The organism is Bacillus sp. VT 712, assembly GCF_001614195.1.
GTDB classification, from domain to species: Bacteria; Bacillota; Bacilli; order Bacillales; family Bacillaceae_H; genus Priestia; species Priestia flexa.
Map to the genome: position 1 here is coordinate 40,682 of NZ_LWBK01000014.1, position 23,919 is coordinate 64,600.

Annotated in this window: 28 protein-coding genes and 1 pseudogene; 18 read left to right on the forward strand and 11 right to left on the reverse strand. The window is 36.4% G+C overall.

Annotated elements, in window-relative coordinates; all coding sequences use genetic code 11:
- Positions 1 to 23: 23 nt before the first annotated feature.
- From qoxB to qoxD, 3 genes are read left to right on the forward strand one after another with little or no spacing between them, the layout of a single operon-like run.
- A complete protein-coding gene (gene qoxB / locus A2U94_RS08915; RefSeq protein ID WP_025909956.1) occupies positions 24 to 1,967 on the forward strand; it encodes a cytochrome aa3 quinol oxidase subunit I in 1,944 nt (647 codons plus the stop codon).
- On the forward strand, positions 1,967 to 2,575 hold the full coding sequence (gene qoxC, locus A2U94_RS08920) for a cytochrome aa3 quinol oxidase subunit III (RefSeq protein ID WP_025909957.1): 609 nt from the start codon (positions 1,967 to 1,969) through the stop codon (positions 2,573 to 2,575). The genes qoxB and qoxC overlap by 1 nt, the downstream gene beginning before the upstream one ends.
- A gap of 3 nt (positions 2,576 to 2,578) precedes the next feature.
- A complete protein-coding gene (gene qoxD / locus A2U94_RS08925; RefSeq protein ID WP_025909958.1) occupies positions 2,579 to 2,887 on the forward strand; it encodes a cytochrome aa3 quinol oxidase subunit IV in 309 nt (102 codons plus the stop codon).
- A 39-nt stretch (positions 2,888 to 2,926) separates the two neighbouring features.
- On the opposite strand, the gene A2U94_RS08930 is transcribed toward qoxD, so the two are convergent.
- The gene (locus tag A2U94_RS08930; protein ID WP_025909959.1) at positions 2,927 to 3,250 is read right to left on the reverse strand and encodes a hypothetical protein; all 324 of its coding nucleotides are present in this window, start codon (positions 3,248 to 3,250) and stop codon (positions 2,927 to 2,929) included.
- Position 3,251: 1 nt separating this feature from the next.
- Complete coding sequence (locus tag A2U94_RS08935) at positions 3,252 to 4,031, reverse strand: undecaprenyl-diphosphate phosphatase (RefSeq protein ID WP_025909960.1); 780 nt, start codon at positions 4,029 to 4,031, stop codon at positions 3,252 to 3,254.
- 348 nt (positions 4,032 to 4,379) lie between these two features.
- On the opposite strand from A2U94_RS08935, the gene A2U94_RS08940 reads away from it, so the two are divergent.
- A complete protein-coding gene (locus A2U94_RS08940) occupies positions 4,380 to 4,793 on the forward strand; it encodes a hypothetical protein (protein ID WP_025909961.1) in 414 nt (137 codons plus the stop codon).
- A 33-nt stretch (positions 4,794 to 4,826) separates the two neighbouring features.
- On the opposite strand, the pseudogene A2U94_RS20605 reads toward A2U94_RS08940, so the two are convergent.
- A pseudogene (locus tag A2U94_RS20605) lies at positions 4,827 to 5,079 on the reverse strand (RrF2 family transcriptional regulator); the annotation flags it as partial.
- Between the two features lie 155 nt (positions 5,080 to 5,234).
- On the opposite strand from A2U94_RS20605, the gene A2U94_RS08945 reads away from it, so the two are divergent.
- Together A2U94_RS08945 and A2U94_RS08950 are read left to right on the forward strand one after the other, a co-directional pair.
- A complete protein-coding gene (locus A2U94_RS08945) occupies positions 5,235 to 5,795 on the forward strand; it encodes a GNAT family N-acetyltransferase (protein ID WP_025909962.1) in 561 nt (186 codons plus the stop codon).
- Positions 5,796 to 5,967: 172 nt separating this feature from the next.
- Positions 5,968 to 6,801 (forward strand): LCP family protein, encoded by an 834-nt coding sequence (locus tag A2U94_RS08950; protein ID WP_025909963.1) that lies wholly within the window; start codon positions 5,968 to 5,970, stop codon positions 6,799 to 6,801.
- 28 nt (positions 6,802 to 6,829) lie between these two features.
- Here the strand turns inward: A2U94_RS08950 and A2U94_RS08955 are convergent, their stop codons facing one another.
- Positions 6,830 to 7,105: a hypothetical protein gene (locus tag A2U94_RS08955; protein WP_025909964.1), complete on the reverse strand. Its 276-nt coding sequence runs from the start codon at positions 7,103 to 7,105 to the stop codon at positions 6,830 to 6,832.
- 164 nt (positions 7,106 to 7,269) lie between these two features.
- On the opposite strand from A2U94_RS08955, the gene A2U94_RS08960 reads away from it, so the two are divergent.
- Complete coding sequence (locus A2U94_RS08960) at positions 7,270 to 7,707, forward strand: hypothetical protein (protein ID WP_025909965.1); 438 nt, start codon at positions 7,270 to 7,272, stop codon at positions 7,705 to 7,707.
- A 140-nt stretch (positions 7,708 to 7,847) separates the two neighbouring features.
- Positions 7,848 to 8,213: a DUF7674 family protein gene (locus A2U94_RS08965; RefSeq protein ID WP_025909966.1), complete on the forward strand. Its 366-nt coding sequence runs from the start codon at positions 7,848 to 7,850 to the stop codon at positions 8,211 to 8,213.
- Between the two features lie 38 nt (positions 8,214 to 8,251).
- Here A2U94_RS08965 and A2U94_RS08970 read toward each other — a convergent pair whose 3' ends face one another.
- A complete protein-coding gene (locus tag A2U94_RS08970; protein ID WP_025909967.1) occupies positions 8,252 to 8,542 on the reverse strand; it encodes a DUF3817 domain-containing protein in 291 nt (96 codons plus the stop codon).
- A 269-nt stretch (positions 8,543 to 8,811) separates the two neighbouring features.
- Here A2U94_RS08970 and A2U94_RS08975 point away from each other — a divergent pair, with 269 nt between their 5' ends.
- Complete coding sequence (locus tag A2U94_RS08975; RefSeq protein WP_035320733.1) at positions 8,812 to 9,372, forward strand: TetR/AcrR family transcriptional regulator; 561 nt, start codon at positions 8,812 to 8,814, stop codon at positions 9,370 to 9,372.
- An 83-nt stretch (positions 9,373 to 9,455) separates the two neighbouring features.
- Entirely contained in the window at positions 9,456 to 12,494 is a 3,039-nt protein-coding gene (locus tag A2U94_RS08980; RefSeq protein ID WP_025909968.1) for an efflux RND transporter permease subunit, read from the forward strand.
- Positions 12,495 to 13,090: 596 nt separating this feature from the next.
- Here the strand turns inward: A2U94_RS08980 and A2U94_RS08985 are convergent.
- Both A2U94_RS08985 and A2U94_RS08990 read right to left on the reverse strand, forming a co-directional pair.
- Positions 13,091 to 13,366 (reverse strand): oxidoreductase, encoded by a 276-nt coding sequence (locus tag A2U94_RS08985; RefSeq protein WP_231882748.1) that lies wholly within the window; start codon positions 13,364 to 13,366, stop codon positions 13,091 to 13,093.
- A gap of 147 nt (positions 13,367 to 13,513) precedes the next feature.
- Positions 13,514 to 13,771, reverse strand: a complete 258-nt coding sequence (locus A2U94_RS08990; RefSeq protein ID WP_025909970.1) for a GlsB/YeaQ/YmgE family stress response membrane protein — start codon at positions 13,769 to 13,771, stop codon at positions 13,514 to 13,516.
- 361 nt (positions 13,772 to 14,132) lie between these two features.
- Between A2U94_RS08990 and A2U94_RS08995 the strand changes: the two genes are divergently transcribed.
- The 3 genes from A2U94_RS08995 (at position 14,133) to A2U94_RS22110 (ending at position 15,836) form a co-directional block, all read left to right on the forward strand.
- Positions 14,133 to 14,798 carry a cobalamin B12-binding domain-containing protein gene (locus A2U94_RS08995; protein ID WP_025909971.1) on the forward strand — a complete coding sequence of 222 codons (666 nt, stop codon included), beginning with the start codon at positions 14,133 to 14,135 and terminating at the stop codon, positions 14,796 to 14,798.
- Complete coding sequence (locus A2U94_RS09000; protein WP_025909972.1) at positions 14,785 to 15,609, forward strand: STAS domain-containing protein; 825 nt, start codon at positions 14,785 to 14,787, stop codon at positions 15,607 to 15,609. The genes A2U94_RS08995 and A2U94_RS09000 overlap by 14 nt, the downstream gene beginning before the upstream one ends.
- 101 nt (positions 15,610 to 15,710) lie before the next feature.
- Positions 15,711 to 15,836: a hypothetical protein gene (locus A2U94_RS22110; RefSeq protein ID WP_268746984.1), complete on the forward strand. Its 126-nt coding sequence runs from the start codon at positions 15,711 to 15,713 to the stop codon at positions 15,834 to 15,836.
- Positions 15,837 to 16,359: 523 nt separating this feature from the next.
- On the opposite strand, the gene A2U94_RS09005 is transcribed toward A2U94_RS22110, so the two are convergent.
- Entirely contained in the window at positions 16,360 to 17,295 is a 936-nt protein-coding gene (locus A2U94_RS09005) for a LysR family transcriptional regulator (protein ID WP_025909973.1), read from the reverse strand.
- Positions 17,296 to 17,664: 369 nt separating this feature from the next.
- Between A2U94_RS09005 and A2U94_RS09010 the strand changes: the two genes are divergently transcribed.
- Positions 17,665 to 18,768 carry a citrate synthase/methylcitrate synthase gene (locus A2U94_RS09010; protein ID WP_025909974.1) on the forward strand — a complete coding sequence of 368 codons (1,104 nt, stop codon included), beginning with the start codon at positions 17,665 to 17,667 and terminating at the stop codon, positions 18,766 to 18,768.
- A gap of 53 nt (positions 18,769 to 18,821) precedes the next feature.
- Here the strand turns inward: A2U94_RS09010 and A2U94_RS09015 are convergent, their stop codons facing one another.
- Positions 18,822 to 19,832 carry a YeiH family protein gene (locus tag A2U94_RS09015; protein WP_025909975.1) on the reverse strand — a complete coding sequence of 337 codons (1,011 nt, stop codon included), beginning with the start codon at positions 19,830 to 19,832 and terminating at the stop codon, positions 18,822 to 18,824.
- Between the two features lie 98 nt (positions 19,833 to 19,930).
- Here A2U94_RS09015 and A2U94_RS09020 point away from each other — a divergent pair, with 98 nt between their 5' ends.
- The 3 genes from A2U94_RS09020 (at position 19,931) to A2U94_RS09030 (ending at position 21,624) form a co-directional block, all read left to right on the forward strand.
- On the forward strand, positions 19,931 to 20,143 hold the full coding sequence (locus A2U94_RS09020) for a DUF3231 family protein (RefSeq protein ID WP_025909976.1): 213 nt from the start codon (positions 19,931 to 19,933) through the stop codon (positions 20,141 to 20,143).
- Between the two features lie 91 nt (positions 20,144 to 20,234).
- Positions 20,235 to 20,861 carry an NUDIX hydrolase gene (locus A2U94_RS09025; RefSeq protein WP_025909977.1) on the forward strand — a complete coding sequence of 209 codons (627 nt, stop codon included), beginning with the start codon at positions 20,235 to 20,237 and terminating at the stop codon, positions 20,859 to 20,861.
- Between the two features lie 13 nt (positions 20,862 to 20,874).
- Positions 20,875 to 21,624 carry an arylamine N-acetyltransferase family protein gene (locus A2U94_RS09030; protein ID WP_025909978.1) on the forward strand — a complete coding sequence of 250 codons (750 nt, stop codon included), beginning with the start codon at positions 20,875 to 20,877 and terminating at the stop codon, positions 21,622 to 21,624.
- A 70-nt stretch (positions 21,625 to 21,694) separates the two neighbouring features.
- Here A2U94_RS09030 and A2U94_RS09035 read toward each other — a convergent pair whose 3' ends face one another.
- Complete coding sequence (locus A2U94_RS09035) at positions 21,695 to 22,183, reverse strand: DUF4306 domain-containing protein (protein WP_025909979.1); 489 nt, start codon at positions 22,181 to 22,183, stop codon at positions 21,695 to 21,697.
- A gap of 189 nt (positions 22,184 to 22,372) precedes the next feature.
- Here A2U94_RS09035 and A2U94_RS09040 point away from each other — a divergent pair, with 189 nt between their 5' ends.
- A complete protein-coding gene (locus A2U94_RS09040) occupies positions 22,373 to 23,257 on the forward strand; it encodes a diacylglycerol/lipid kinase family protein (RefSeq protein WP_025909980.1) in 885 nt (294 codons plus the stop codon).
- A 26-nt stretch (positions 23,258 to 23,283) separates the two neighbouring features.
- Here the strand turns inward: A2U94_RS09040 and A2U94_RS09045 are convergent, their stop codons facing one another.
- Complete coding sequence (locus A2U94_RS09045; protein WP_051567135.1) at positions 23,284 to 23,886, reverse strand: YitT family protein; 603 nt, start codon at positions 23,884 to 23,886, stop codon at positions 23,284 to 23,286.
- Positions 23,887 to 23,919 lie beyond the last annotated feature (33 nt).

Genomic DNA, 23,919 nt, shown 5'->3' on the forward strand with positions numbered 1-23,919 from the left:
ACGTACGATTGGGGGAAGACATAATGAAGCTAGATGAATTCTTTGTCACTGGCGATCCCGTCATTTATGCAGCTGACGCAGCGATTGTCTTGACAACCATCGGTATCATTTTTGTCTTAACATATTTCAAAAAATGGAAATGGTTATGGACAGAATGGTTAACAACAGTAGACCATAAAAAACTTGGTGTAATGTATATTCTTGCAGCCGTCTTAATGCTTTTCCGCGGCGGTGTAGATGGACTTATGATGCGTATGCAGTTAGCGTTCCCGGATATGAATATCCTGAACCCGCATCACTATAACGGCGTATTTACAGCTCATGGTGTTATCATGATTCTATTCATGGCAATGCCATTCTTGATTGGTTTAATGAACGTTGTCGTTCCGCTTCAAATTGGAGCGCGTGACGTAGCATATCCGTTCTTGAACGCAGTAAGTTTCTGGACATTCTTTATGGGAGCTATGTTGTTTAACATCTCTTTCGTTATTGGAGGAGCTCCTGATGCTGGTTGGACATCATATTTCCCTCTGGCCGGAAAAGAATTTAGTGAAAGTATAGCGAACAACTACTATGCAATTGCTATTCAGATTGCCGGTGTTGGTACCCTAATGACAGGTATTAACTTCTTAGTTACGATTTTAAAAATGCGTGCACCAGGCATGACGTTAATGAAAATGCCAATGTTTACTTGGTCCATTTTAGTTACGTCAGTTATTATCATCTTTGCGTTCCCTGTATTAACAGTAGCGCTTGCGTTAATGACGCTTGACCGCGTATTCGACACAGCATTCTTTACGGTTGCCAACGGTGGTCTCCCGATGATGTGGGCAAACCTATTCTGGATTTGGGGACATCCTGAAGTATATATCGTAATTTTACCGGCGTTCGGTATTTTCTCTGAAATCATTAGTACACACTCTCGCAAAAACCTATTTGGTTATAAAGCGATGATTATCTCAATGGTTGGTATCGCGTTCTTAAGTTACATTGTATGGGTTCACCATTTCTTTACAATGGGTAACGCGCCTGCAGTTAACTCGTTCTTCTCGATTACAACGATGTTAATCGCTGTTCCAACCGGAGTTAAAATATTTAACTGGCTCTTTACCATGTATAAAGGCCGTATTAAATTTACAACATCAATGCTATGGTCACTTGCGTTTATCCCAAACTTCGTTATTGGTGGGGTAACTGGGGTAATGCTTGCAATGGCTTCAGCTGACTATCAGTACCATAACAGTTACTTCCTAGTAGCTCACTTCCACTATGTATTAATCTCAGGAACAGTATTTGCATGTTTCGCTGGATTATACTACTGGTATCCAAAGATTTTCGGTCACACGCTGAACGAAAAGCTAGGAAAAATCTCTTTCTGGATCTTCGTTGTTGGATTTAACGTATGTTTCTTCCCACAATATTTCCTAGGTCTAGATGGTATGACTCGTCGTATGCAAACTTATTCAGAAACATTAGGTTGGGGAACATTAAACTTAATTTCAACAATCGGTGCTTTCTTAATGGGTGCAGGTTTCATCGTATTGGTTGTAAATTTACTTTGGAGCGCTTGGAAAAACAAACGCGACACTGCAAACGACCCATGGGATGGACGTACACTTGAATGGTGGACTAAATCACCAGTTCAACACTATAACTTTGCGGTAGTTCCACATGTGAAAGAAATGGATGAGTTCTGGCACATGAAAAAACGTGGAGAAACAAAAATTAAAGAAGAAGACATTAAACCAATTCATTTACCAAGCAACTCAGGTATCCCATTCATCTCAGGTGTATTCTGGTTCATCGGTGGATTTGGACTTGTCTTTGAATGGATGCCAATGGCGATCTTCGGATTAATCGGAATTTTAGCTTGTCTAGTTGCACGATCATTTGACTATGATGAAGGCTTCTATGTTCCGGTAGATGAGATTAAACAAACAGAAGGTATTACAGGGGGTGACAAATAATGGGTGGACATTTAGATAAGTCATTACCACTCGAGTATCAAGATCACCAGGGCCGAATGAATATTCTCGGCTTCTGGATTTTCTTGGGTGCGGAAATTGCACTGTTCTCTACGCTGTTTGTCACGTATTTAACGTATCATACTCGTACAGCTGGAGGCCCTGGACCACAAGATTTATATATTGTTGAAACGTTTATGATTCAAACAGTTTTACTATTAGTAAGTAGTTTCACAATGGGAATCGTTGTATGGCACATGCGTAATAATAACTTAAAAGGGTTAATTACTTGGCTAGTTATTACGCTTTTACTAGGTGCAGGATTCTTGTACTATGAAATTGAAGAGTTCATTCTTTATGCAGCTCACGAAGGTGCAACAATGCAAACTAGTGCATTCTTGTCTTCATTCTTTGCGCTGTTGGGAACACATGGACTTCACGTAACGATGGGTATTGGTTGGGCAATTTTACTTATTATCCAGTTAGTAAAGCGCGGCTTAACGCCTGTTACAGCAAGAAAAGTATTTATTATCGGTTTATACTGGCATTTCCTTGACGTAGTATGGATTTTCATCTTTACGTATGTATACTTGAACGGATTGGTGGGATAAGACATGGAAAACAAACAAGGCCAAAAAGCAGGATTTCCGCTTAGTCATGTAATGGGGCTTATCCTTTCTTTAGCACTAACGTTTGCAGCGCTTGGATTAGTTATGTTAGCTGACTTATCAAGAGGCGTAACGATGACACTAATCTCAATTCTTGCGTTCTTACAAGCAGCTATGCAGCTTGTGATGTTCATGCACATGACTGAAAGTGAAAACGGCAAGGTACAAGTTGCAAATATGCTTTATAGCTTCTTTATTGCACTATGTATCGTTGTTGGTACGCTTTGGATCTTAGCAGATCACTTTAACCATTAATACAAAAAGCCACTTACTTCTGCGTAAGTGGCTTTTTTACTATTCATTAGTAGCCTTATATCGAAGTGTTTGATAGTGACCTGTGGCCACTCGGTCGACCACTTCACCCTCCTCATTTGTATATACCTCGTATTCCTCATAAACTTCAACATCAAAACCATTGATTCTTTCAGTTGTTATAAGAACATTTTTAAGGCTCATTTCAACGTCTTCATCGTTACTTGAAGCTTCTACTTCACCGCTGTCTAAAGAAAGAGGTGAGACGGCTTCAAAGTATTCTTGAGACTCGTTGTCCATGTAGCTAATCACAACCATGATTCCAATAAAAAAGATTCCTAAAAACAATATACGAGCTGATGTCATCTTAAAAGACCCCCGTAAATTGACATACTAAAACAACTAAGCCAAGAATCCATACGTAAACAGCAAATGTTTTTAGAGAATGATGCTTTAAATAGTGAATCATCCATTTTACGGCCATATAGCCAAAAAGCGCAGCCGAACATGTTGCTACAAATAAAGAGAAAAACGAGATGTATTCTACACCACCACCGACAACATCTTTAAGCTGTAAAAGAACGGCTCCACATATGGCTGGCGTTGACAGTAAAAAAGAAAAGTAAGCAGCTGTTTCTCGGTCTAGCTTACGCATTAAAGCAGCTGCCATTGTTAGACCAGAACGTGAAACGGCAGGAAAGATGGCGGCTGCTTGAAAGGTACCGATAAACAGTGCGTCCTTGTAGGAAATATCGTGCATCTTTTTTGCTCCTTTTTTTACTGAGTCAGCAAACCATAAGAAAAGACCTGTTACAAGAAATTCCCATCCAATTGTAGAACCTGTAATTGAGATTTCCTCAAAATAATCTTTAAATAATAAGCCAACCACAACAGCTGGAATCGTACCAATGATTAGCAAGAAGGTAAGCTTGCTAAACGGGTGACGAATCATGTGCCACAGCTCGTCTTTATAAAAGACAAAAATAGCAAGCAAGGTTCCAATATGTAGCATCGTATCTAGGTACAAACCTGCGCTATCTAATCCAAATAAGTGTCGACCTAAATACAAGTGTCCTGTGCTACTAATGGGTAAAAACTCTGTTAACCCTTGAATGATTCCTAAAATTAATGCTTCAATCCATGACATATTTTCACCTCTTAAAGCGTGTCCTTGTATTATTGTATCGACCAAAAGGCATGAACATGACAAAAATTAATGAGAATGGTTAGATAAAGCAAAAAAATTAGAGTCCACTATTAGTATTTCTAACTGCATGCAACAACTAATGGCTATATTGAAATAGAGATTAAAGCATAGTTAGTAATTGATTAAACTAAAAGGTGAATCTTTGCTTAGAAGGTTGAAATCAACATGGATAAACTTAAGTGATTACACAAACGATAAGTTTGAAACCAACATAACGTTTGTGCAAGAAAAATGGATATTTAGCTTGCGGTATACAAATTTGTATTCATCAAACGGAGGTGGGAACTCATGATAAAAAAAGTGTGCATAGCACTTATTTTATGCTTCATTGGAATTCATTCACATGTAGCAATGGGAGAACAACCTAAAGTGGAAGTGTTTCAACTTGATACAGGTAAGGTCATTCGGGTAGCTGATAAAACTGAAGTTGTTCAAAAAGAGGTTGAAAAAAGCATCGCTTCCATTACTGGGATTTATAAAAAAGTAAATCCTTTACCTAAAACCGGTTATTTGGTGAAGGTACCATTAGACCCCGCTGTACAAGTGCAGCAAAAAGGGTTAGATGTGTTAGCTAGTGAAGCTGTTGTTGTATTAAGCCCAAATGAACAACCTGTACTCATGCTATACGATAATGAAAACAAAATTTATTTTTTTGAATTTACCTATGACATCTCTACGTTACGAAAAGAATTAGAATTGTAAAAGAAAGCTCCGCATAGAGATGTCGGAGCTTTCTTCATTAGTAACATACACATCATATATATAGATATCTTCAGGTTTTTTCTTTAGTTTAAAGCCTCCTTTTACACCTGAGACGGAAGTGATGAGATCCGCATGAACTAGCTTTATTAACAGTTTTTTGGAAAAAAATAAGAGAAGCGCCTAGCTGCTTACTCATTGCATCTGCTGGCAATACAGCTTTGGAAGGTAAAAAGTGAAGAAGTACCATGGCGTATACAGATTGTTCAACGCCTGTTTTCATATGCAAAGTATATCAAATCTTTCTAAAGTGGATAATAATTATCCACTTTAATCGTTTTATTTGAGAATACCAAATAAATTTTTCGGATTATTTGACAGTTAATTCAAACAACTATAATATATTTAGAAAAATCAAATATTTTACGATGAGGTGGGAATGCGATGATTGAATTAAGACCGTTCACAAAAAAAGATATAAAAGAACTCATTGAATGGATTCCCTCAGAAGCCTTTATGATTCAGTGGAGTGGTTCCACGTTTGCATATCCACTTACGCCTCGCCAGCTCAAAGAGTATATCCGCTATGCCAATTATGAAGGAGCTCATACGTATGCTTTCTCCGTTTTTTATCAACAAACCGGCCAGCTAGTTGGTCATATTTCTCTTGCTCATATTGATTATCACCATAAGACGGGCAGAATTGGTCGAGTATTGCTCAAAGAAGAGGAAAGAGGAAAAGGATACTGTAGTGATATGTTTGACCATGTTTTATCATTCGGTTTTGATGTGTTAGGACTTCATCGTATTTCCCTGGGCGTATTTGACTTCAATAAAGCTGCTATTAAGTCATACGAGCGTATTGGGTTTTTACGTGAAGGGATGATGCGAGATGTAAAGCACGTGAACGGACAGTATTGGAGCTTAATTGAAATGAGTATGATTGATTATGAGTGGAAACAAAGAGAAGAAAGTTCTGCGGAAGCAATAAAACATATTCAGTAAAATGAAACCGGATTGAAAAACTCAATCCGGTTTTTTGCGTCAAACCCTTTTGTCATTTTATTTTCGCGCTTCTAATTATACTTAGCAGGTATAAATCTTTGAAAAAAAAGGCATATAGGAAGTAAATAAGCTAATAAAAGCAGCGGAGGGACAGAAGGGAGAGACATAAGTTATGAAGTTCAAGTACAGGTTACTTTCCGTACTCATATTTCTTGGTTGCGTCTTAACTGGGGTCTTATATGTTTTTAGTGAAAAAAAAGTTGAGGCAAAGGAATTTAACATGCTCGTAATGGGTGTAGATGAACGAGAAGAAGATACGGGACGTTCAGACGTACTAATGGTTGTTCATTTTAATTCAGAAAATGGACATTTGAAAATGATGCCTATCCCTCGAGATACGCGTGTGAAAATTAAAGGACAAGCAGAAATGGAAAAGATTAATCATGCCTATAAGTACGGTGGAATTAAACTAACAGTCGACACTGTCGAACAATTCTTAAATATGCCAATTGATTACTATGTCAAAGTAAACATGGAAGGATTTAAAGCGGTCGTGGATGAGATAGGTGGTGTAACGGTTGATAATCCGTTTCCATTCACATTTGCATCTTATTTATTTCCGCAGGGTGAAACAAACTTAAACGGTGAAAAAGCTTTAGCTTATGTAAGGATGAGACATGAGGATCCTAAAGGAGACATTGGTCGTAATGAAAGACAAAAACAAGTAGTAGAAGCGCTCTTAGACAAAGGAATGAGTATGTCAACGGTAGCTAATCTTCCCAATCTCTTAAATATTACAAAGCAATACGTTGATACAAACGTAACGATTAAAGACGCGTTAGCTGTATATAACGTAATGGAAAAAGGCAAACCAACGTTTGAAACAGTACATGTAGAAGGAGAAACGCAAATAGTAGACGGAACATGGTACTATATTGTAAAAGACCAGGAGAAGGAGCATATAAAAGCCATGCTATATGGAGATAATCCATCGGAAGAACACTGAAAAAGCGCGCAGCCTGCGCGCTTTTTGTTTAATTCATTTCTTGTTCGCCAATTTCTTCTTGACGTTGCAAACAAGAAATCTGCTTTTTTTCTGGGTGAATATTAAAGGTATATCCCCACGTTTGAATCTTTTCAAGGATAATTTCCTCTTTTTTAAAGCCAAAAATGAGTACGATATCTTGATTTTCATCTAATAGTAAATATTTTTCATCTTTTCTCCACATTGTTAGGTTAGCTGCATAAAAGAAATTCCAACCATTATTCATACGATGACCTGTTGCTTGATTTTTATAGTTTAAAATCATAATAATTTCCTCCAATAGACAAACTTTCTAGTAAAATAGTTCATTTCTCATTATAAACAGTTCTTTCTTATAAATCTATAAGACGAATGAAGCATAAAATGATAAAATGTTTACGTTAGATTTTCTAGCAATATACCGTCTTTTTATTAGAAAGGAGATTTGTAATGAGCATATGGTATTTTATCATCGGAGCACTAATTGCCGTTATCGGAATGATGTTTATTTATCAGTCAACCATTTATACAATTGAAGGTAAGCTACAGGAAGACAAAACAGATAATGAGATTTATCAAGATCTTGTTCGTATTCAGACTATGTTTTTTATTAAACACGCGGTAGTAGAAATTGTTCCGTTAATTTTAATCGTATTAGCATTTATGAACCCAGAACCTGCTTCAAGCATGAGTCCATTAATTATTATGGCTGTCGTTTGGATTGGAGCGATGCTTCGCATTTATCAAACTCACCAACAGGTGGCAAACAGGATAGAAAAACAGCAGTTCCGAGGGTTTCTAACAAAATTTATGATGATAGAGATTGGGTTGATCAGTGCCTTTCCAATTATAGCAATTGTCGGTGCACTTACGCTTAGTGTAGGGTAATACATAAAAGCGTCTATATTAGTAACCTCTCTTGATGAATTACAAACAGTATGATTCAATCTTCACGTTTAAGTATAATAACAATGGGTAAATAAGAAGTATATTACTATATTTAGATTACAAATAAGGTAGGGAAACATATGATTACAAAGGGCGAAGTTATTCCATTGTTAACTGATGCAAGTCCATCATTTCAATATGATGAAGAGGTGAATACAACAACAATAGAAGGTTTGCAGCAAGAGCTCAAGCGCTTTGCTTCTCACTTAATTTCATTAGAATTTAATAATCAATTAGCCCATGAATCTGAGATATTTGAAACCATTGAACGATTATATACAGAAGGTGAAGCTGAAGTAAAAGAAAGCATAACGATAGGCTTGTTTGAGACTATGTATGAAATGCTTTCTGAACAACACATAACATCTGAAGAAATAGGAAGGCTTTTAAAACCACATTCCTTTAAATGGTGGAAAACCATTGAACAGTTTAACAAGCTTTCCTAATAATAAATAAATCACGCCAGTTTCTTGGCGTGATTTATTTATTGCTCATGTTTTAATTGCTTGTCTAAATAGAACGTTCCAAAAGGAATAAAAGATAAAATAAACGCATAGATGCCCCATAAAATTGTTTTTCTATGCTCAAATTTTACGTGCACAGCAGCAAGTATGTATAATACGAACAGAGCACCATGGGCAGCTCCAACGACGGATACAACCTCAGGAATACCAGCTAAATATTTTAAAGGCATAGCAATGAATAGTAAAAGTAGATATGAAATGCCTTCTACAATACTTAACAAACGTAAGCGGCCAATCGATGATCTTAACATCTTGGTTCATCCTCCAAATGTATGATTTTTTAACTGTCGTGAAAAATGTACCATGTAGATGCAACCGTTACAAGCATCAATGGTCGCTGTCACAAAAGATTCAAAAGATAATTAAAAAAGAGCACACTATGAGTTGACAAGGTATAACGTTATCTTTTATGAGTATATATAGTAAATGATGAAACTGTACATTCATTTATTTACGTTCAGTCTCGATACGTTAATCCTGTTTTACACGTGTAATAAGAGGCAGGAAAGGGTTTGGAAATATGACAAAAGGAATAGAACAAAAGGAAAATATCCTTGATGCAGCGTTTGTTGTATTTGGAGCAAATGGTTATCATGATGCTAAAATGATTGATATTGCTAAAAAAGCGGGTGTGTCGAAAGGGACACTTTACCTTTACTTTCCTTCAAAAGAAAGCTTATATATTGCGGTTAATGATCGCTCTTTTCTTTACTTCATTGCTAACGCAAAGCGAGAAACCGATCGCTGTGAAACATTTAGGCAAAAGCTTTATTCAATTGCAAGACATCACCTGTACTTTTTTTATAACACAAGAAAGTACCCAGATTCGTTTTGGCAAGCTCCCCATCAAATGCCTGGAATGATGGAGCGTTTGCATCGTTTTTTTGATGATTATCATTCCCTAGTATCAGACTTGATGAAAGAAGAGGGACTTGAAGATACAGCTTTACATTCAAAAGCGTTTTGTAGCATGCTAAATGGGTATAGAATGGATATTGTATCTAACAAAAATGTGTCAGAAAAAGAAATTGAACGTTATGCAACGTTTACAGTTGACCTTTTCCTAGAAGGTTGCTACTGATTTCTTTTTTTTAAAACTGACCCGCTGGTACTCACTACATTACACATGTAAAATACGACTAATAAAATATACGGGGGCTATTTATGAATTTCTTGACAAAGTTTAGCTTAAAGAATGCAGTAGCAGTATTCATTTTATCGTTTCTGCTTATCGTAGCTGGATTATTCTCATTTTCAAGGTTGAAAATTGACTTATTACCTAATATTGAATTTCCACAGCTATCGATTGAAGCTGTATATCCTGGGGCTTCTCCTAGTGATGTAAACGAACAAGTAACATCGAAGTTAGAAGAGCAGTTAAAAGGTCTTGAAGGCGTTAAAAGCGTTCAAAGTGTTTCTTACGAGAACGTGGGGATTATTAATTTAGAATTTCCGTTCAATACGGATTTAGATGAAGTTGAACAACAAATTGACACTATAACAAAAGATTTAGATTTACCAGAATCATCGACGGTTGATGTGAACCGCTTTTCATTTGGTACTTTCCCGATTATGAACATTTCTTTATTTGCTGAAGGTGATGCAGAAGTTGAAAAGCTTTTAGACAGCGAAATTATCCCAGAATTAAATAAAATTGAAGGGATTAACTCTGTATCTGTTGGTGGCGTAAAGGATGATCTTTTACAAATTACGTTGGATAAAGAAAAAGCAGTGGCAGCTGGTCTGACGCTTGAACAAATCAAAGAGCAAATTAACCAAAAGTCCGTATCGTTTCCAGCAGGAACTGTAAACGGTGAAGAACTCCAAATTCCTGTTCGAGTTGAAGAGAAACTAGATACAATTGATGCATTAAAAGAAGTTGAGCTAAAATCTACAGTTAATCCCGAAGCTCCACCAGTTTTACTTGGTGATATTGCAACGATTGAAGAAGTGAGTGAGCAAGGAGAATACACGCGCTATAATCAACAAGAGGCGCTAACAATGGCTATTACAAAGAAACAGGATGCAAATACGGTTCAAGTTGCCAATGATGCATTAGAAGTGTTGAAAAAATATGATGATGATATTAACTATGCTATTGGATTTGATTCAGCAGAAGGAATTGAAAAGTCAGTTGAAACGTTAGTAAAAGAAGGATTACTTGGGGCGTTGTTCGCTTCAATTGCAGTGCTAATCTTCTTGCGCAACTTCCGTGCTACCATTATTTCAATTATCTCGATTCCACTTTCACTTCTTGTCTCAGCTATTTTCTTAAATGGACTGGATATTTCATTAAATATCATGACACTAGGTGGAATGGCAGTAGCAGTTGGGCGCGTTGTGGATGATAGTATCGTAGTTATTGAAAATATCTTTAGACGTGTTCGAAAATCAGAAGAAGGCATTTCTGATGAATTAGTTGAATCTTCAACAAAAGAGATATTAAAAGCCATTACATCATCGACTATTACAACTGTTGTTGTATTTTTACCAATCGGTTTTGTCGGTGGAATTACTGGTGAGTTCTTCTTACCATTTGCTCTAACAGTAGTATTTTCATTATTAGCATCTCTTCTTGTTGCGGTTACAATCGTCCCGATTTTAGCAAAATTTGCGTTTAAGAAGGTACCAGCAGAAGAGAAAGAGGGTAACATTCAGCGTGGATATGCAAAAGCGATTGCATGGTCACTAAACCATAAGATTAAAATTTTAATTCTATCTTTCTTACTATTATTTGGTTCATTTGCTCTTGTTCCATCGCTTGGCTTCACATTCATTCCAAACGAAGAACAAAGGCTTTTACAGGCAAATGTTCTGCTACCTTCGTCTACTTCTTTAGAACGTACAAATGAAGTGTCGTTAAAAGTGGAGGAGCTATTTGCAAACGAAGATGAAGTAAAAGAGGTAACAACAGAAGTCGGTTCACGCGACTTTGCAACTGGCGTAAAGCGACCAAATCAGATCGGTTATTTCTTAAATCTGAAAGATGGCGTAGATGTAGATGCGTATATTGATGAACTTCAAAGTAAGATGGAAGACATTGTAGGAGAAGAGTCGCCAAAAGCAACACTAAGCGTATCTGAAGCTTCAACAGGTGGACCACCAACTAATAACAACGTAACGGTAGATTTATTCTCATCTGACTTAGATGACTTACAAACGGCGGCAAAAGAAGTAGAAAATTATTTAAATACGTATGATAACTTAAAGTACGTAAAAAATAATTTCTCTGATAAACAAAAGCAGCTTGTGGTTGAAGTCAATCAAGATAAAGCATCTGAGTATGGTGTATCTGGATTCCAGCTTGTGGGAACGATTACCGATCAAACAAAACCTGTATCAGTAGGTGACCTAACGTTAGATGGAACAAATCGTGCAGTTCAGCTTTCTTATGATGAAGATATTAGTTCAACAAAAGCAATTGAAGATCTGCAAATCTTTACACAAAGAGGACCAGTAGCAGTAAAAGATATTGCTAATGTAAGCGAAATTGATACATTTACATCCATTCAAAAATTAGATGGAAAAGTGTTTGCTCGCGTTGAAGCGGATATTAAAGACGAAAATATTCAAAAAGTGACGCAAGACGTAGTAGAGGGTGTAGAGAAGCTTAATTTACCAAAAGGGGTAAGTCTTGAAGGTGGAGGCGGTAGTGATGAAACCGTAGAAATCTTCCAATCTTTAGGATTGGCTATTTTAACAGCCATTGGTCTTGTTTACTTGACGATGCTCATTACGTTTGGTAAAGCTCGTATACCATTTATTATTTTATCGTCGTTAATCTTTGTTCCAATTGGTTCACTAATTGGCTTAGTGATCGCAAAAGAGCCTCTATCTGTTAGCGTAATGATTGGTTTCCTAATGTTAATTGGAATTGTAACGACAAACGCTATTGTATTAGTAGACCGAATTACCCAAAATAGAGAACAAAAAGGTATGACAATTCGCGAATCGCTTATTGAAGCTGGTAAAACGCGCTTACGTCCAATCCTAATGACAGCCTTTGCAACAATTGCAGCGCTGATCCCGCTTGCTTTGACAACATCAAGTGGAACATTGATCTCTAAAGGTCTAGCAATAACGGTTATTGGTGGTCTAACATCTTCTACTTTATTAACCTTAATTATCATTCCAGTTGTATATGAATTATTCTTTGCTAAGCAGGTTCGTAAAGAAAGAGAACTGGGAAAAGGTGCGAAATAAGAACTATTTTCTATAAGAGGAAAATACGACCATTAATTATATGCTATAATAAAGGTACGTTTTATTTAACCCCTTATATTATATAGATGAAGCCAGGACCCTTTAAGCCGAGGGGATCTCTGGCTTCGTTTTTTTATTGCTTTTTGTTAGAGATAGTTTACACTTAAAAAGTATCCATGAAGAAATACAGTATTGATATGCGAGGTGAAGGGGAATGGGCACTGATGACCCCAATTTGTACAGAGCTATAAATAGAGGCAACATAAGGTGTTCCATGTCTCTTTTCACACGTAACGAAAAGTTACTTTTGATGCCTCACTTTTAAAATGAGGTGAATGAATATGATTAAAACATATCTTTATTATTGAAGCTCACGCTTTGAATCTTGCTCTTTTTCAGCGCTGTTATTTTTTTACTTCAAACTCTTTAGGAGAGCTAGTAAATAGCAAGATGGGAAATACTACTGCTAAAAAGGTGCTTATAGCTCTAAAATCTTATAGTAGAGTCATTCAATATGTTTTTCAACAACAAGAGAGAATAGAAAAGGGAGGAGTCTAACAAAAAAAGAGCGGCTATAGGCCGCTCTTTTACGATTATTAAATTAGTTTTGGTAAGTGTGTCGCAGCATCGTACTCTACAAGAGGCTCACCTTGTTGAATACGATGTAAATAGTCAGGGTTTGAAATAAGTGGGCGTCCAATAGCGACTACGTCAATCCAGCCAGCTTCTAGAGCACGTTCTGCAGATTCTGGTGTTAAATCACCAACTCCGATAATAGTGCCGCTCCAGTAGTTTCGAACAATTTCATAAAGGTTCTTACCGTCTTTTACATCTTCGTAAAAGTTAAGCATTGAAGGGTGAATTATTTTCACGCCAACTTCTTTAAATGCTTCAAAACCAGTCTTTGTATGCAATCCTTTTAAGTAAGGATAGACTCAGTGTAACAAGAAGGGTATTTTTGATTCAAATATTTTGACTCACGAAAAAAACGCTGCTTTACAAAGCAGCGTTTTTCAATGTTAAGCGTGGTTTCTACGCATTTTTCTCATAACGAAACTTACGATTAATACTAAAATGATTGAACCAATAATGGCAGGTACAATGGCGAATCCGCCCATCTCAGGACCCCAGTTTCCAAAAATAAGTCCACCTAACCAAGCTCCGATAAAACCAGCGATAATGTTACCGATAATCCCTCCTGGGACATCTTTTCCAGTAATGATACCAGCTAACCAACCAATAAGTCCACCTACAATAAGCATCCAAATAAATGACATAATAACAACCTCCTGATAGTGTATTTGAATCTTATATCTTTTTGATACCCGCGAATGAACCAAGTTATGCATGTTTTGACCAAAAATAAAAGATAGTGTGAAATTAATCAAAATAAAGAGTAAATTGAAGGAAACAGGGAATGTAGATAAGTTTAAGGTGAATAAATAGGGAGGTTTATACTATTTGTCCATAAATACACTAGTTTCAGTTGTTGGCCTTATATTTATATGATAAGGTTGAATAAAATTAAAACTTTTAAATAGAAAGATACAACCTTTAGCGAGAAAGTTCTTTAGGGCTTTCTCGCTTTCTTATTTTAATTGGTAAAAAGTGATAAATGATGGACTGAGGTGAGAAACATTGAAATCTCAAACCTTGAGGTTAGTTAATCAGTTACTTTCAGGAAATCAAGATAGTGCGTGGGATATAGTAGAAGAAGCTTTACAAAAAGGAGCAAGTAGCTTAGATATTTATGAAAGTCTTTTGACGCCTGCTATGTACTATATTGGCACGCTTTGGGAAAAGAATATCGTTACGGTTGCAGACGAGCATGTAGCGACTACAACCTGTGATTATGTATTAACACGCTATGGATTTTATAAAGAAATGACAAGTGAAAGCAAAAAAGAGTACGGAAAAGTGATGTTATTTTGTTTAGAAGAAGAACAGCATTTTATTGGATTAAAGATGGTCTCGCTTCTATTTGAAGAACATGGATTCGATACGCGGTTTTTAGGAGCAGACTTGCCAAAGGAAGCAGCGGAGGTTATGGCAAAGGACTGGCAGCCTGATATCGTAGCATTATCCGCTAGCATTTCGTATCATTTAGATCAGCTTCCGCAATATGTAAATATGTTAGAAGATTTAAACCCAAAACCAATTACTTTAGTTGGTGGAAGACTCATTGCGACAAATCACGTTGCAAGTACTATATTTGAAAAAGCAAAACAAATGCCAAGTTTAAACGAACTAAATGAATGGTTATTACGTTATAAAAAAGGGGTGGACATACATGTCGATGCTTAAAAGTGCTCCTGTTCCATATTTTACTGTGGACCGAAATTTTAAAATTTTAAATCGTTCCAAGCTAGCGATGACCACTTTTGCGCCGGTCGATAACTTCTTAGATGTTGTTGATACGTTCAGCAAAGAAAAAGCCAAAAAATATTTAAGAACAGAGTATATCGTAAAAGACGACAAAGAAAAAAGTGAAAAACAGCTGCACACAACGCTTGTAGAAGAAAAAGACTACACCATGCAAAAGGTAGAGCTTGTGTTGCAAACTGAGCAATCACCGTATGCTTTATTTGAATGTTTCATACAGTGGGATGAAGAAGTTGGGCATTTAGTTTGTATTTATCAAGATGAGCGTATTAAAGAGCTAACAAGGATGGTTCACGCTCACCAAAAGCGACTTGCACATACAGACTTTGAACTACTGCAGAAAAAAGAGAGCTTAGAAGCTTCACTAAAGCGGATTAAGCAACTATCAGCTTCTTTCATTAAGCTTTCTGAAAAGGTAGCTCTTATTCCACTGTTTGGCGATTTAGACGAGCAGCTCGTAGCAGAAAATTCCAAAGTGCTCCAAGCTGCTACATATGATGGCCACTATTCCATTATGCTCTTTGACTTTTCAGGAATTGATGAACTGAAACCGGAAGGCATCCACGCCTTTTCATCCTTTATGCGTTCGTTTGATATTATGGGAGTTACCTGTTACATCATAGGCATGAAACCATCTCATACAGAAATGTTAAAGGGGAATTCATTTGGTAATCAGATTATCTATATGAATAATTTAAGTGATCTCGTAAACATTAAACATTCTGTTGGGTAAAAAGCTGTGCGACTGCACAGCTTTTTTTGTTCTTTAAAATATTCCGCTGATTTTTAAATAGGGGAATGTGCATAATAAAGATAGAGTAGGAAGGTGGAAAAATGGAGCATAAAGAACATAGCGGTTTACATAAACATGAGCATAGCCTAGCATGTGGACATACGAAAATTATGCATGATGGTCACTGTGACGACCATGGACCAGTAGAAGTCATCACTAATCATTGAATAGACGGAAAATTTTAAAAATGTAAGCGTATACTATTTACAATTTAGGTATCAATTGCTATTATTGTCTTACAGGATACTTTTTCGCATTATCTTGTAAGACAATATACTAAGTCGATTTTCAAAGGAGGAAAAGTTATGATAATGGAAGAATGGTTCGCACTTTTCGTACTTGCAGGAGTATGCATGGTCCTTGTTAATCGCATGTTGCACAAAATTTATAAAGAAACAAGTACAGACGATTCCTAACATCTTCTCTTACATTGAAGGTGTTTTTTTATGGTCTTATATAAGAATATGTTTATATAAAAGAAGCTGGAAAATAAGTATTTAAGTCAACAAGATATCCGAACCGTCGAAAGTTAACTTCTTTTGATAGTTCGGATATCTTTTGTTGGTTTCGAACTTATTCTTATAACTTAACTATTGTAGAAACGTGATGAATCATCTTTGAGAAGAAATCATGACGTTTTGTTCTATACCATTTTTTTATTTAACGTAAACCATTCTTATTTCTAATAAATTACGGAGTAGGTAAATTTTGAGCTTCTTCTTTTTTCATCATATGGGACGGTAGGATAATTTCTTCATCTACTAAGAAGCTAAGAAGCTCTCGCGTAGCAAATGACATATAGCGTTCTTTCTTTAAAATAATACCTAACTCCCACATCGGTGTTGGAGAAGAAATGGGAATGCTACGTATTAAAGGATTATTAATCTTCGGATAAACCGATTTTGGCAAAATAGCAATCCCGAGTTCAGAAGCTACGAGTTCAATGATAAGATCCCACTGTGAGCTTTCATAGGCAATTTTCGGCTGGAAGCCAGCTTCAATACATTCATGAATAATACGGTCGTGAAGCGAGAAATCTTTGCTAAATAAGATGAAAGGTTCTTCTTTTAATTCCGATAGAGATACGACCTGCTTTTGAGCAAGTGGATGTTTATGGTGAATATATAAGTTAAACTCTTCTTGTACAAATGGATAAATATGAAACATTGGGTTTTGGACTGGAAGTACAATAATCCCAAGGTCTACCTGTTCAGACTCAACAAGTTCAACAATACGCTTAGCGCCTAATTCCACGAGTTCTAGTGTTACTTGTGGATACTTTTTAGTAAACTTTTTTGCAATCATTGGAAAAACAATGGTACCAATTAAAGGTGGTATGCCGATTTTAATTTCACCAGTTGGTAAGTGTCTAAGATCATCTAATAGAGCATGAAGCTCATGTAATGTTGAAACTAATTTTTGGCTTTGATTATATACAACTTGACCTGCATCTGTAAGAGTCAGTTTGCGAGTCGAGCGATCAAATAAATCGACGCCCAACTCTTCTTCAAGCTTTTTCACAATTTTACTCAAAGCAGGTTGAGATAAATGAATAGCAGATGCAGCCTTGGTAAAGCTCTTTTGGTTCACAACTTCCATAAAGTGTTGCAGTTCACGAATGTCCATAAGCAAGCCCCTCACTAATATTCTTTGTTTTCATACTATTTATTCTATTTATCTATTTTACTTATGTTTCAATAAAATGTAAACTCTTACATAAGGAAACTGAATGATAATTCATCTTTTTTACAAGAATAAACCTTCTTATTTTGTATAAGAACACAATGTTGTAAGCGTTATCATTAATGGTTATACCCTCAGAAATACCGTTTTTAGAACCTTCAATTTACAGAAATAATAATAGTTGTTCCTCACACATCGCCATTGATTTGTTCTTACATATAAAGAAGAAGAATAAAATAGAAAGATGAAATTTATCAGACTACAAGAACACCTCATAAATAAAGAGAAAATAAAAAGGGGAGAGTGGTCATAATGACATATGTAAAAGGTTTAGAAGGAATTGTAGCGGCTGAAACAAAAGTTGGGCACGTTGATGGAGATAAAGGTCAGCTGATTTACCGTGGATACTGGGCGAAAGATTTAGCAATTAACTATACATTTGAAGAAGTAGCTTACTTGATTTGGAACGGACAGTTACCAAATCATGAACAGCTTAATGAATTTAAAGAAGAGATGAAAGCACATCGCGTATTACCAAAAAATATTGTAGCGCTAATGGATTGTTTACCGAGAGATACAGAAGTCATGAGTGCTCTTCGTACATGCATTTCAGCACTTGGCGATCCATCTTACAGTTGGCCGCCTACAAAAAATCAAGCGGTTGCATTAACGGCAATTGCGCCAACTATTATTGCTTATTGGTATCGTAAAATGAATGGTTTAGAAGTTGTTGAGCCGAATGAGAATCTAGATCACGTGGCTAACTATCTGTATATGATCACAGGAGAAGTACCGGATTCAAGCTTAGTTAAAGCATTGAGCGCATATTTTGTACTTACTATTGAGCATGGTATGAACGCATCAACGTTTTCTTCGCGCGTGGTAGCGTCAACTGAATCAGACATGGTCTCTGCGATTTGCGGAGCGATTGGTGCAATGAAAGGACCTTTACATGGAGGTGCTCCTTCTGGTGTTATTAGCATGTTCCAAGAAATTGGCTCTGCAGAAAACATTGAGCCTTGGGTGCGACAGAAGCTTGAGAACAAAGAGAAAATTATGGGATTTGGACATCGTGTGTACAGAACACATGATCCAAGAGCAGAAGCTTTAAAAGAGGTTTCAAAGCAAATATCAGATGATAACGAATGGTTTGATTTTATTGTAAAAATTGAAGATACAACCATTCGACTGTTAAATGAATATAAGCCAGGAAGAAAAATTTACACGAATGTAGAATATTTTGCTGCAGCTGTTATGAAAGCAGTGGAGCTTCCAGCAGATTTGTTCACACCCACTTTTACGGCAAGTCGACTGGTAGGATGGACTGCACACGTACTTGAGCAGTCAGAAGATAATCGTATTTATCGTCCGCAGTCATCTTATATCGGCTATACGCCAGTGGAACAAAAACAATAAACACTCGAATTAAAAAGAAGCGGATGTTGAAGGATTCGCTTCTTTTTTGTGAATTAAATGATCACTAGGGTAATAGTTGATAGTAGCAACGAAGTAATGATAATTGCTAGTATTGGCCGAACGGATTTAGAGCATAGCGTTTTAATGTTAACGTTTAAACCTAAACCAACCATTGCCATTGTTAAAATGAACGTAGTTAAGACAGGGGTGATACTCATTATTGTATTAGGAATGTGTATATATCTTCCCAAAATATAGCTGTTGAAAATGCTCATTAAAAGAAAACCCACTAAAAACCATGGGAATTTGATAGCTGTTGGTGTCCCTTGTTTTTCTTTCTTTTTCATAAGTAAAACAAACAAAAAGCTAATTGGAATTAACCATACGACTCTGCCCAGCTTGGCTATAATAGCAAGGGATAGAGATTCTTGGCCTGCAGGCATAGCAGCGAGGGTTACATGAGCAATTTCATGTAGACTCATGCCAGACCATATTCCGTAATCTTCAGAAGAAAGATGTAAAGCTGACTGAAGAAAAGGGTAGACAATGGAAAAAACACTTCCAATTAGCGCAATAATTCCGATGCTTATTGCGATGTCTTCTTCTTTTGATTTTATAATAGGAGAAATGGCTCCGATAGCGGCTGCTCCGCATATGCCCGTTCCTACACCAAGCAATAATAAAATGGCCAAGTCTGCTTTTAGCCATTTTCCAACCAGGACCATACACGTAATCGAAAAGATAATAACCAATGCATCTTTAAAAAAAATACCGATACCCACAGCAAATATTTGATCAATCTGAAGCTGAAGACCATACAAGATAATAGCTCCACGAAGTAGAGCTGTAGATGCAAATTTAATTCCTGGCTCAAGTTGAGTCGGGTACCCAATGTAATTTCGATAAATAATTGCAATTAAGAGTGCACAAGCAAGGGGGCCTATCATTTTAAAAATTGAGAGAGATGCAAGAAAATACCCTCCTAGCGCCACAGCAAAGGTAAAAGCAAGACCACCACTATATGCTAAACCACGTTCATTTTTAATACCATTATTCGTATTCATGTTTTTCAACTCCAATATGATTCGTACTTCTTTGAGCATAAAGGAGATTTAACTATTAGTGAAATACTGTTATTTTATTTTAATCATTAATATTTTTAATGATTTATCACACAGGCATTTCAAGTACAAATGGACTTTCTAATTACGGAACAGCCCTTTCAAAAGTTGCTCGCAAAGACATTACAATTGACTTCGGTCGACTATTGCTTGAAACAGTAAAGTTTGCGCTTGATGGTGTGAAAATCAGTATCAAAAAAGGCTGGCTTGAGCAGCCTCCGTTAGCTGTTAAACATGATTTTTTCTCGAAATAATTAGAGTATAATAATGTTCATCGGCGCTACAATGGTGTAAGATTATACCAGTGTAGTGCTTTTTTATGAACATAAATAAAGGAGCGTCGTTATGGAAAATGAAATGTTAAAGGTATTTGATGAAAACCATCAGCCAATTGGACAAGCATCACGTGCAGAAGTTCATCGACTTGGTTATTGGCATGAAACGTTTCACTGTTGGTTTATCAGCCGTGAAGCATCAAAAGCCTATATTTATTTACAGCTCAGAAGTACGGATAAAAAAGACTATCCGGGCTTGTTTGATATCACTGCTGCAGGACACCTTTTAGCTGATGAGACCGTTGAAAATGGAATTCGAGAAGTAGAAGAAGAACTAGGTGTAAAAGTCAAATTGGACGAGTTGGTTTCAATTGGGAAAGTCCACTATGAAGCTTACAAAGAAGGTTTCATTGATAAAGAGATTGCTCATGTCTTTGTATATGAAACACCATATGAAATAAGAGACTATCATCTACAGCTTGAAGAGGTAGCAGGAATTGTTCGCGTTGACTTCAATCACTTTTACAATTTTTGTTTTGGCAAAACAAACAGCATTCTTGCAGAAGGATTCACATGCAAAGACGGTATGAAATTGACCTTTAAAGGAGACATTACCTACAAAAAACTAGTTCCTCATGACCTTAGCTTTTATCAACAGGTGGCAGAACGTATTCAAAGGTATTTAAGTAGAAAATAAGGGAGGAGAAAAAATGGTTCATATTCAACAATTTTTACAACACATTCACGCACATCTACAAACAGATCAAACATCATTATTAAAGCATATACATAAGCAATCTGTTCTAACAATTCCATTTGAAAATCTTGATATTCACTTAAATAAGCCTTTATCAATGAACCCAGAGCATGTGTTTGATAAAGTTGTACGAAACAAACGCGGCGGTCTATGCTTTGAAACAAACAGCTTATTGTACGCAATCTTAACACAGCTTGGATTTAAAGTAACGTTGATATCAGCGGCATTTTGGAATGAAACGCAAGAGAGCTGGAACAAAGACTGTACGCATCTAGCGCTATGCGTAGAGGTAGATGCGAAAAGTTACTTAGCCGATATAGGAATTGGAGGGGGCTTTTTTGAACCTTTACTAATTGAGGACCGGCATACATATAAGGACAATAATGGTGAATACCGAGTGTTAAACCGTCATGACGAATGGATTGTTCAAGAAAAAAATAGTGATTGGCAGGATCTTTTTAAATTTTCTCTTCAATCAAGAAAACTAGATGATTTTTATACTGCCTGCCGATATTATGAGCACGATCCAACTTCATTTTTTCGCCAAAAGAAGCTTTGTAGCGTAGCGACTGAAGATGGTAAAGTTTCATTATCATCTAATACATTAAAAATTACAAAAGGATTAGAGAAAGTGAAAACACCTATTACATCGGATGATCAGTTTAGGAAAGAGCTAAAAAAATATTTTCAAATTGTACTATAAAAAAGCACAAGGGTCAGTTACATACAAGTAAACCCTTGTGCTTTTAATTTATTTAATAATAGATAAATAATTATGATGATAAGAATGGAATCTTATGGTTTCTGATAAATTTTAAACCATAATAAAAGCTAAAAATCAGCACGAAAGAACCGGTGGTTAAGCACGTTTTCATGAGAGCTAGCCCTCCAATAGACGGACTTGCCGATAGTTTATAACCTAGCAAAAAAAGCAGAGTTGCTAGCATAAATAAACAAAAACTCATATATGAATAACGATTCTTAAAAGCAGCAACGAGAAGGAGAATAAGTAAGTACAAGCCGCTTACAAGCATCAGTATAGGGAAAAATGGATAAAGTTTAGCCGCATAGATAAAATAGTCCACCTGTGAAATATCGTATCCAGAGGTAATAGGAGTAGTAGCAATCGAGGTATATTTTGCTGAATCTCTCCATTCAAACGAATCATCAGTCAAATTGGATCCCTCATACCATGTTGCTGCCGTTGATAAAAGAAATATGAAACAAGCTGCAAATAGCTGAGTCATATACTTAATTGACATAACGTGCTTCATCTCCTTCAAATAATGCCATACTCTAGGAAGATATTATATCAGCTTTTAGAAGAAGAATATTTTATTTTACAGAGTGTCATAAAACGTTCAAAATTCACATCAGAAAAAGTTCATGTTTCAACTTAATAAAAATAGGGGAACATTGACAAATAAACGTAATGTATAGGAGAGACAAACATGAAAGTAGCTGTTATCTTAAACCCAAACGCAGGTAATAAAAAATTAATTGAGTCGATTGAACTTATTTGTGATAGATTGAAAACAGCCTTTTCAGAGGTGAAGTTATACGAAACCGAGGCTCCAGGTCATGGAAGTGAAATTGTAAAAGAAATCGCTTCTGATGTGGATGTCATTATTGGAGCTGGGGGAGACGGAACCATCTATGAGCTTGTGAATGCCATTGCACCGCTTGAACAATGCCCCGTTTTCGCAATTCTTCCAGGAGGAACATGTAATGATTTCTCTCGTGCAATTGGCATGAATCAAAATCCATTGAAAGCAGTAGAGCAAATTATTGCACAAAAGAAAATTGCAGTTGATGTTGGCAAGCATAATCAACAATACTTTTTAAACTTCTGGGGAATCGGCCTTGTAGCAGACGTTTCTGAGAACATTTTAGAAGATGGGAAAGAAAAGTTTGGTAAGTTCTCATATTATATGAGTGTGGGGAGAACGATTAGCCAAGTAGAACCTTTTGAGGTAGAAGTTGATAGCGATGAAACGACTTATGAGGGTGAAGCAGTAATGGTTTTGATTGGCAACGGTCCTTTCCTTGGTGGAAACCGAGCTGTTTTAGGAAATTGTTCGTTTCAAGATGGGCTTTTAGATGTATATGTGGTCAAACAAATGGCTCTTGAGCCTCTCATCAAATGGCTTCAAACAGCGCCTGGAGAAGAGCAAATGGACCCAACAAGTCAGCTGTTACATTTTAAGACAAAACGAGTAACAATTGACGCTACTCCACAGAAGACTGTAGATTGTGATGGTGAAAAAGAAACAACTACGCCCGCAACAATTTCGGTTCTTCCCCATCATTTAGATATGTACGTTGGTAATATGTAAAGCGCCTGGATATGGCGCTTTTTTTATTATGGTATCCATTTCTTTGAAGTGAAAGTAATAATCATAAAGCTGCTCATCATGATGACAATCATTGAGTAGCAAAAAGCTGTAAAACCCACGATATGTAAGCCGATAAGCATAATTAAGCTGTCCGATAGAAAAATAACAAGACCAATATTAATCGGCCACTTTGCTGAAATAATTAAAGCGATAAGATCAAGACCATCTGAGCTAACTTCATATCGAAGCATTAAACCGATTCCCATACCAGTTAGCACGCCTCCAATTATGGAACTAAACAGTAAAGGTATTTCCATACTCCCACCAATAACGTTTAGCTTTTCTGTCATAAAAAAAGAAAAGAGTAACCCAATGCTGCCATAGAAAAAATGTTTGCGATGGTAAAAAAATGCGTAAATAAAAACAGGTATATTAACTAATAAAATGGATATGCCGATTGGCAAGCCAATCATGTAATAAATAACTAAGCCCAAGCCGATAAGTCCACCATCCAATAAATGATGGGGTGCAATAAACCCATTAAGTCCTAAGCCGATTAATAAACTACCACAAAAAATGACGATTGCTCGAGTAAAAATAGTCCTCACCCTATATAAAAAGTTATTCATTAATTGTCAAAAAGCTAGTACATTGATAATATA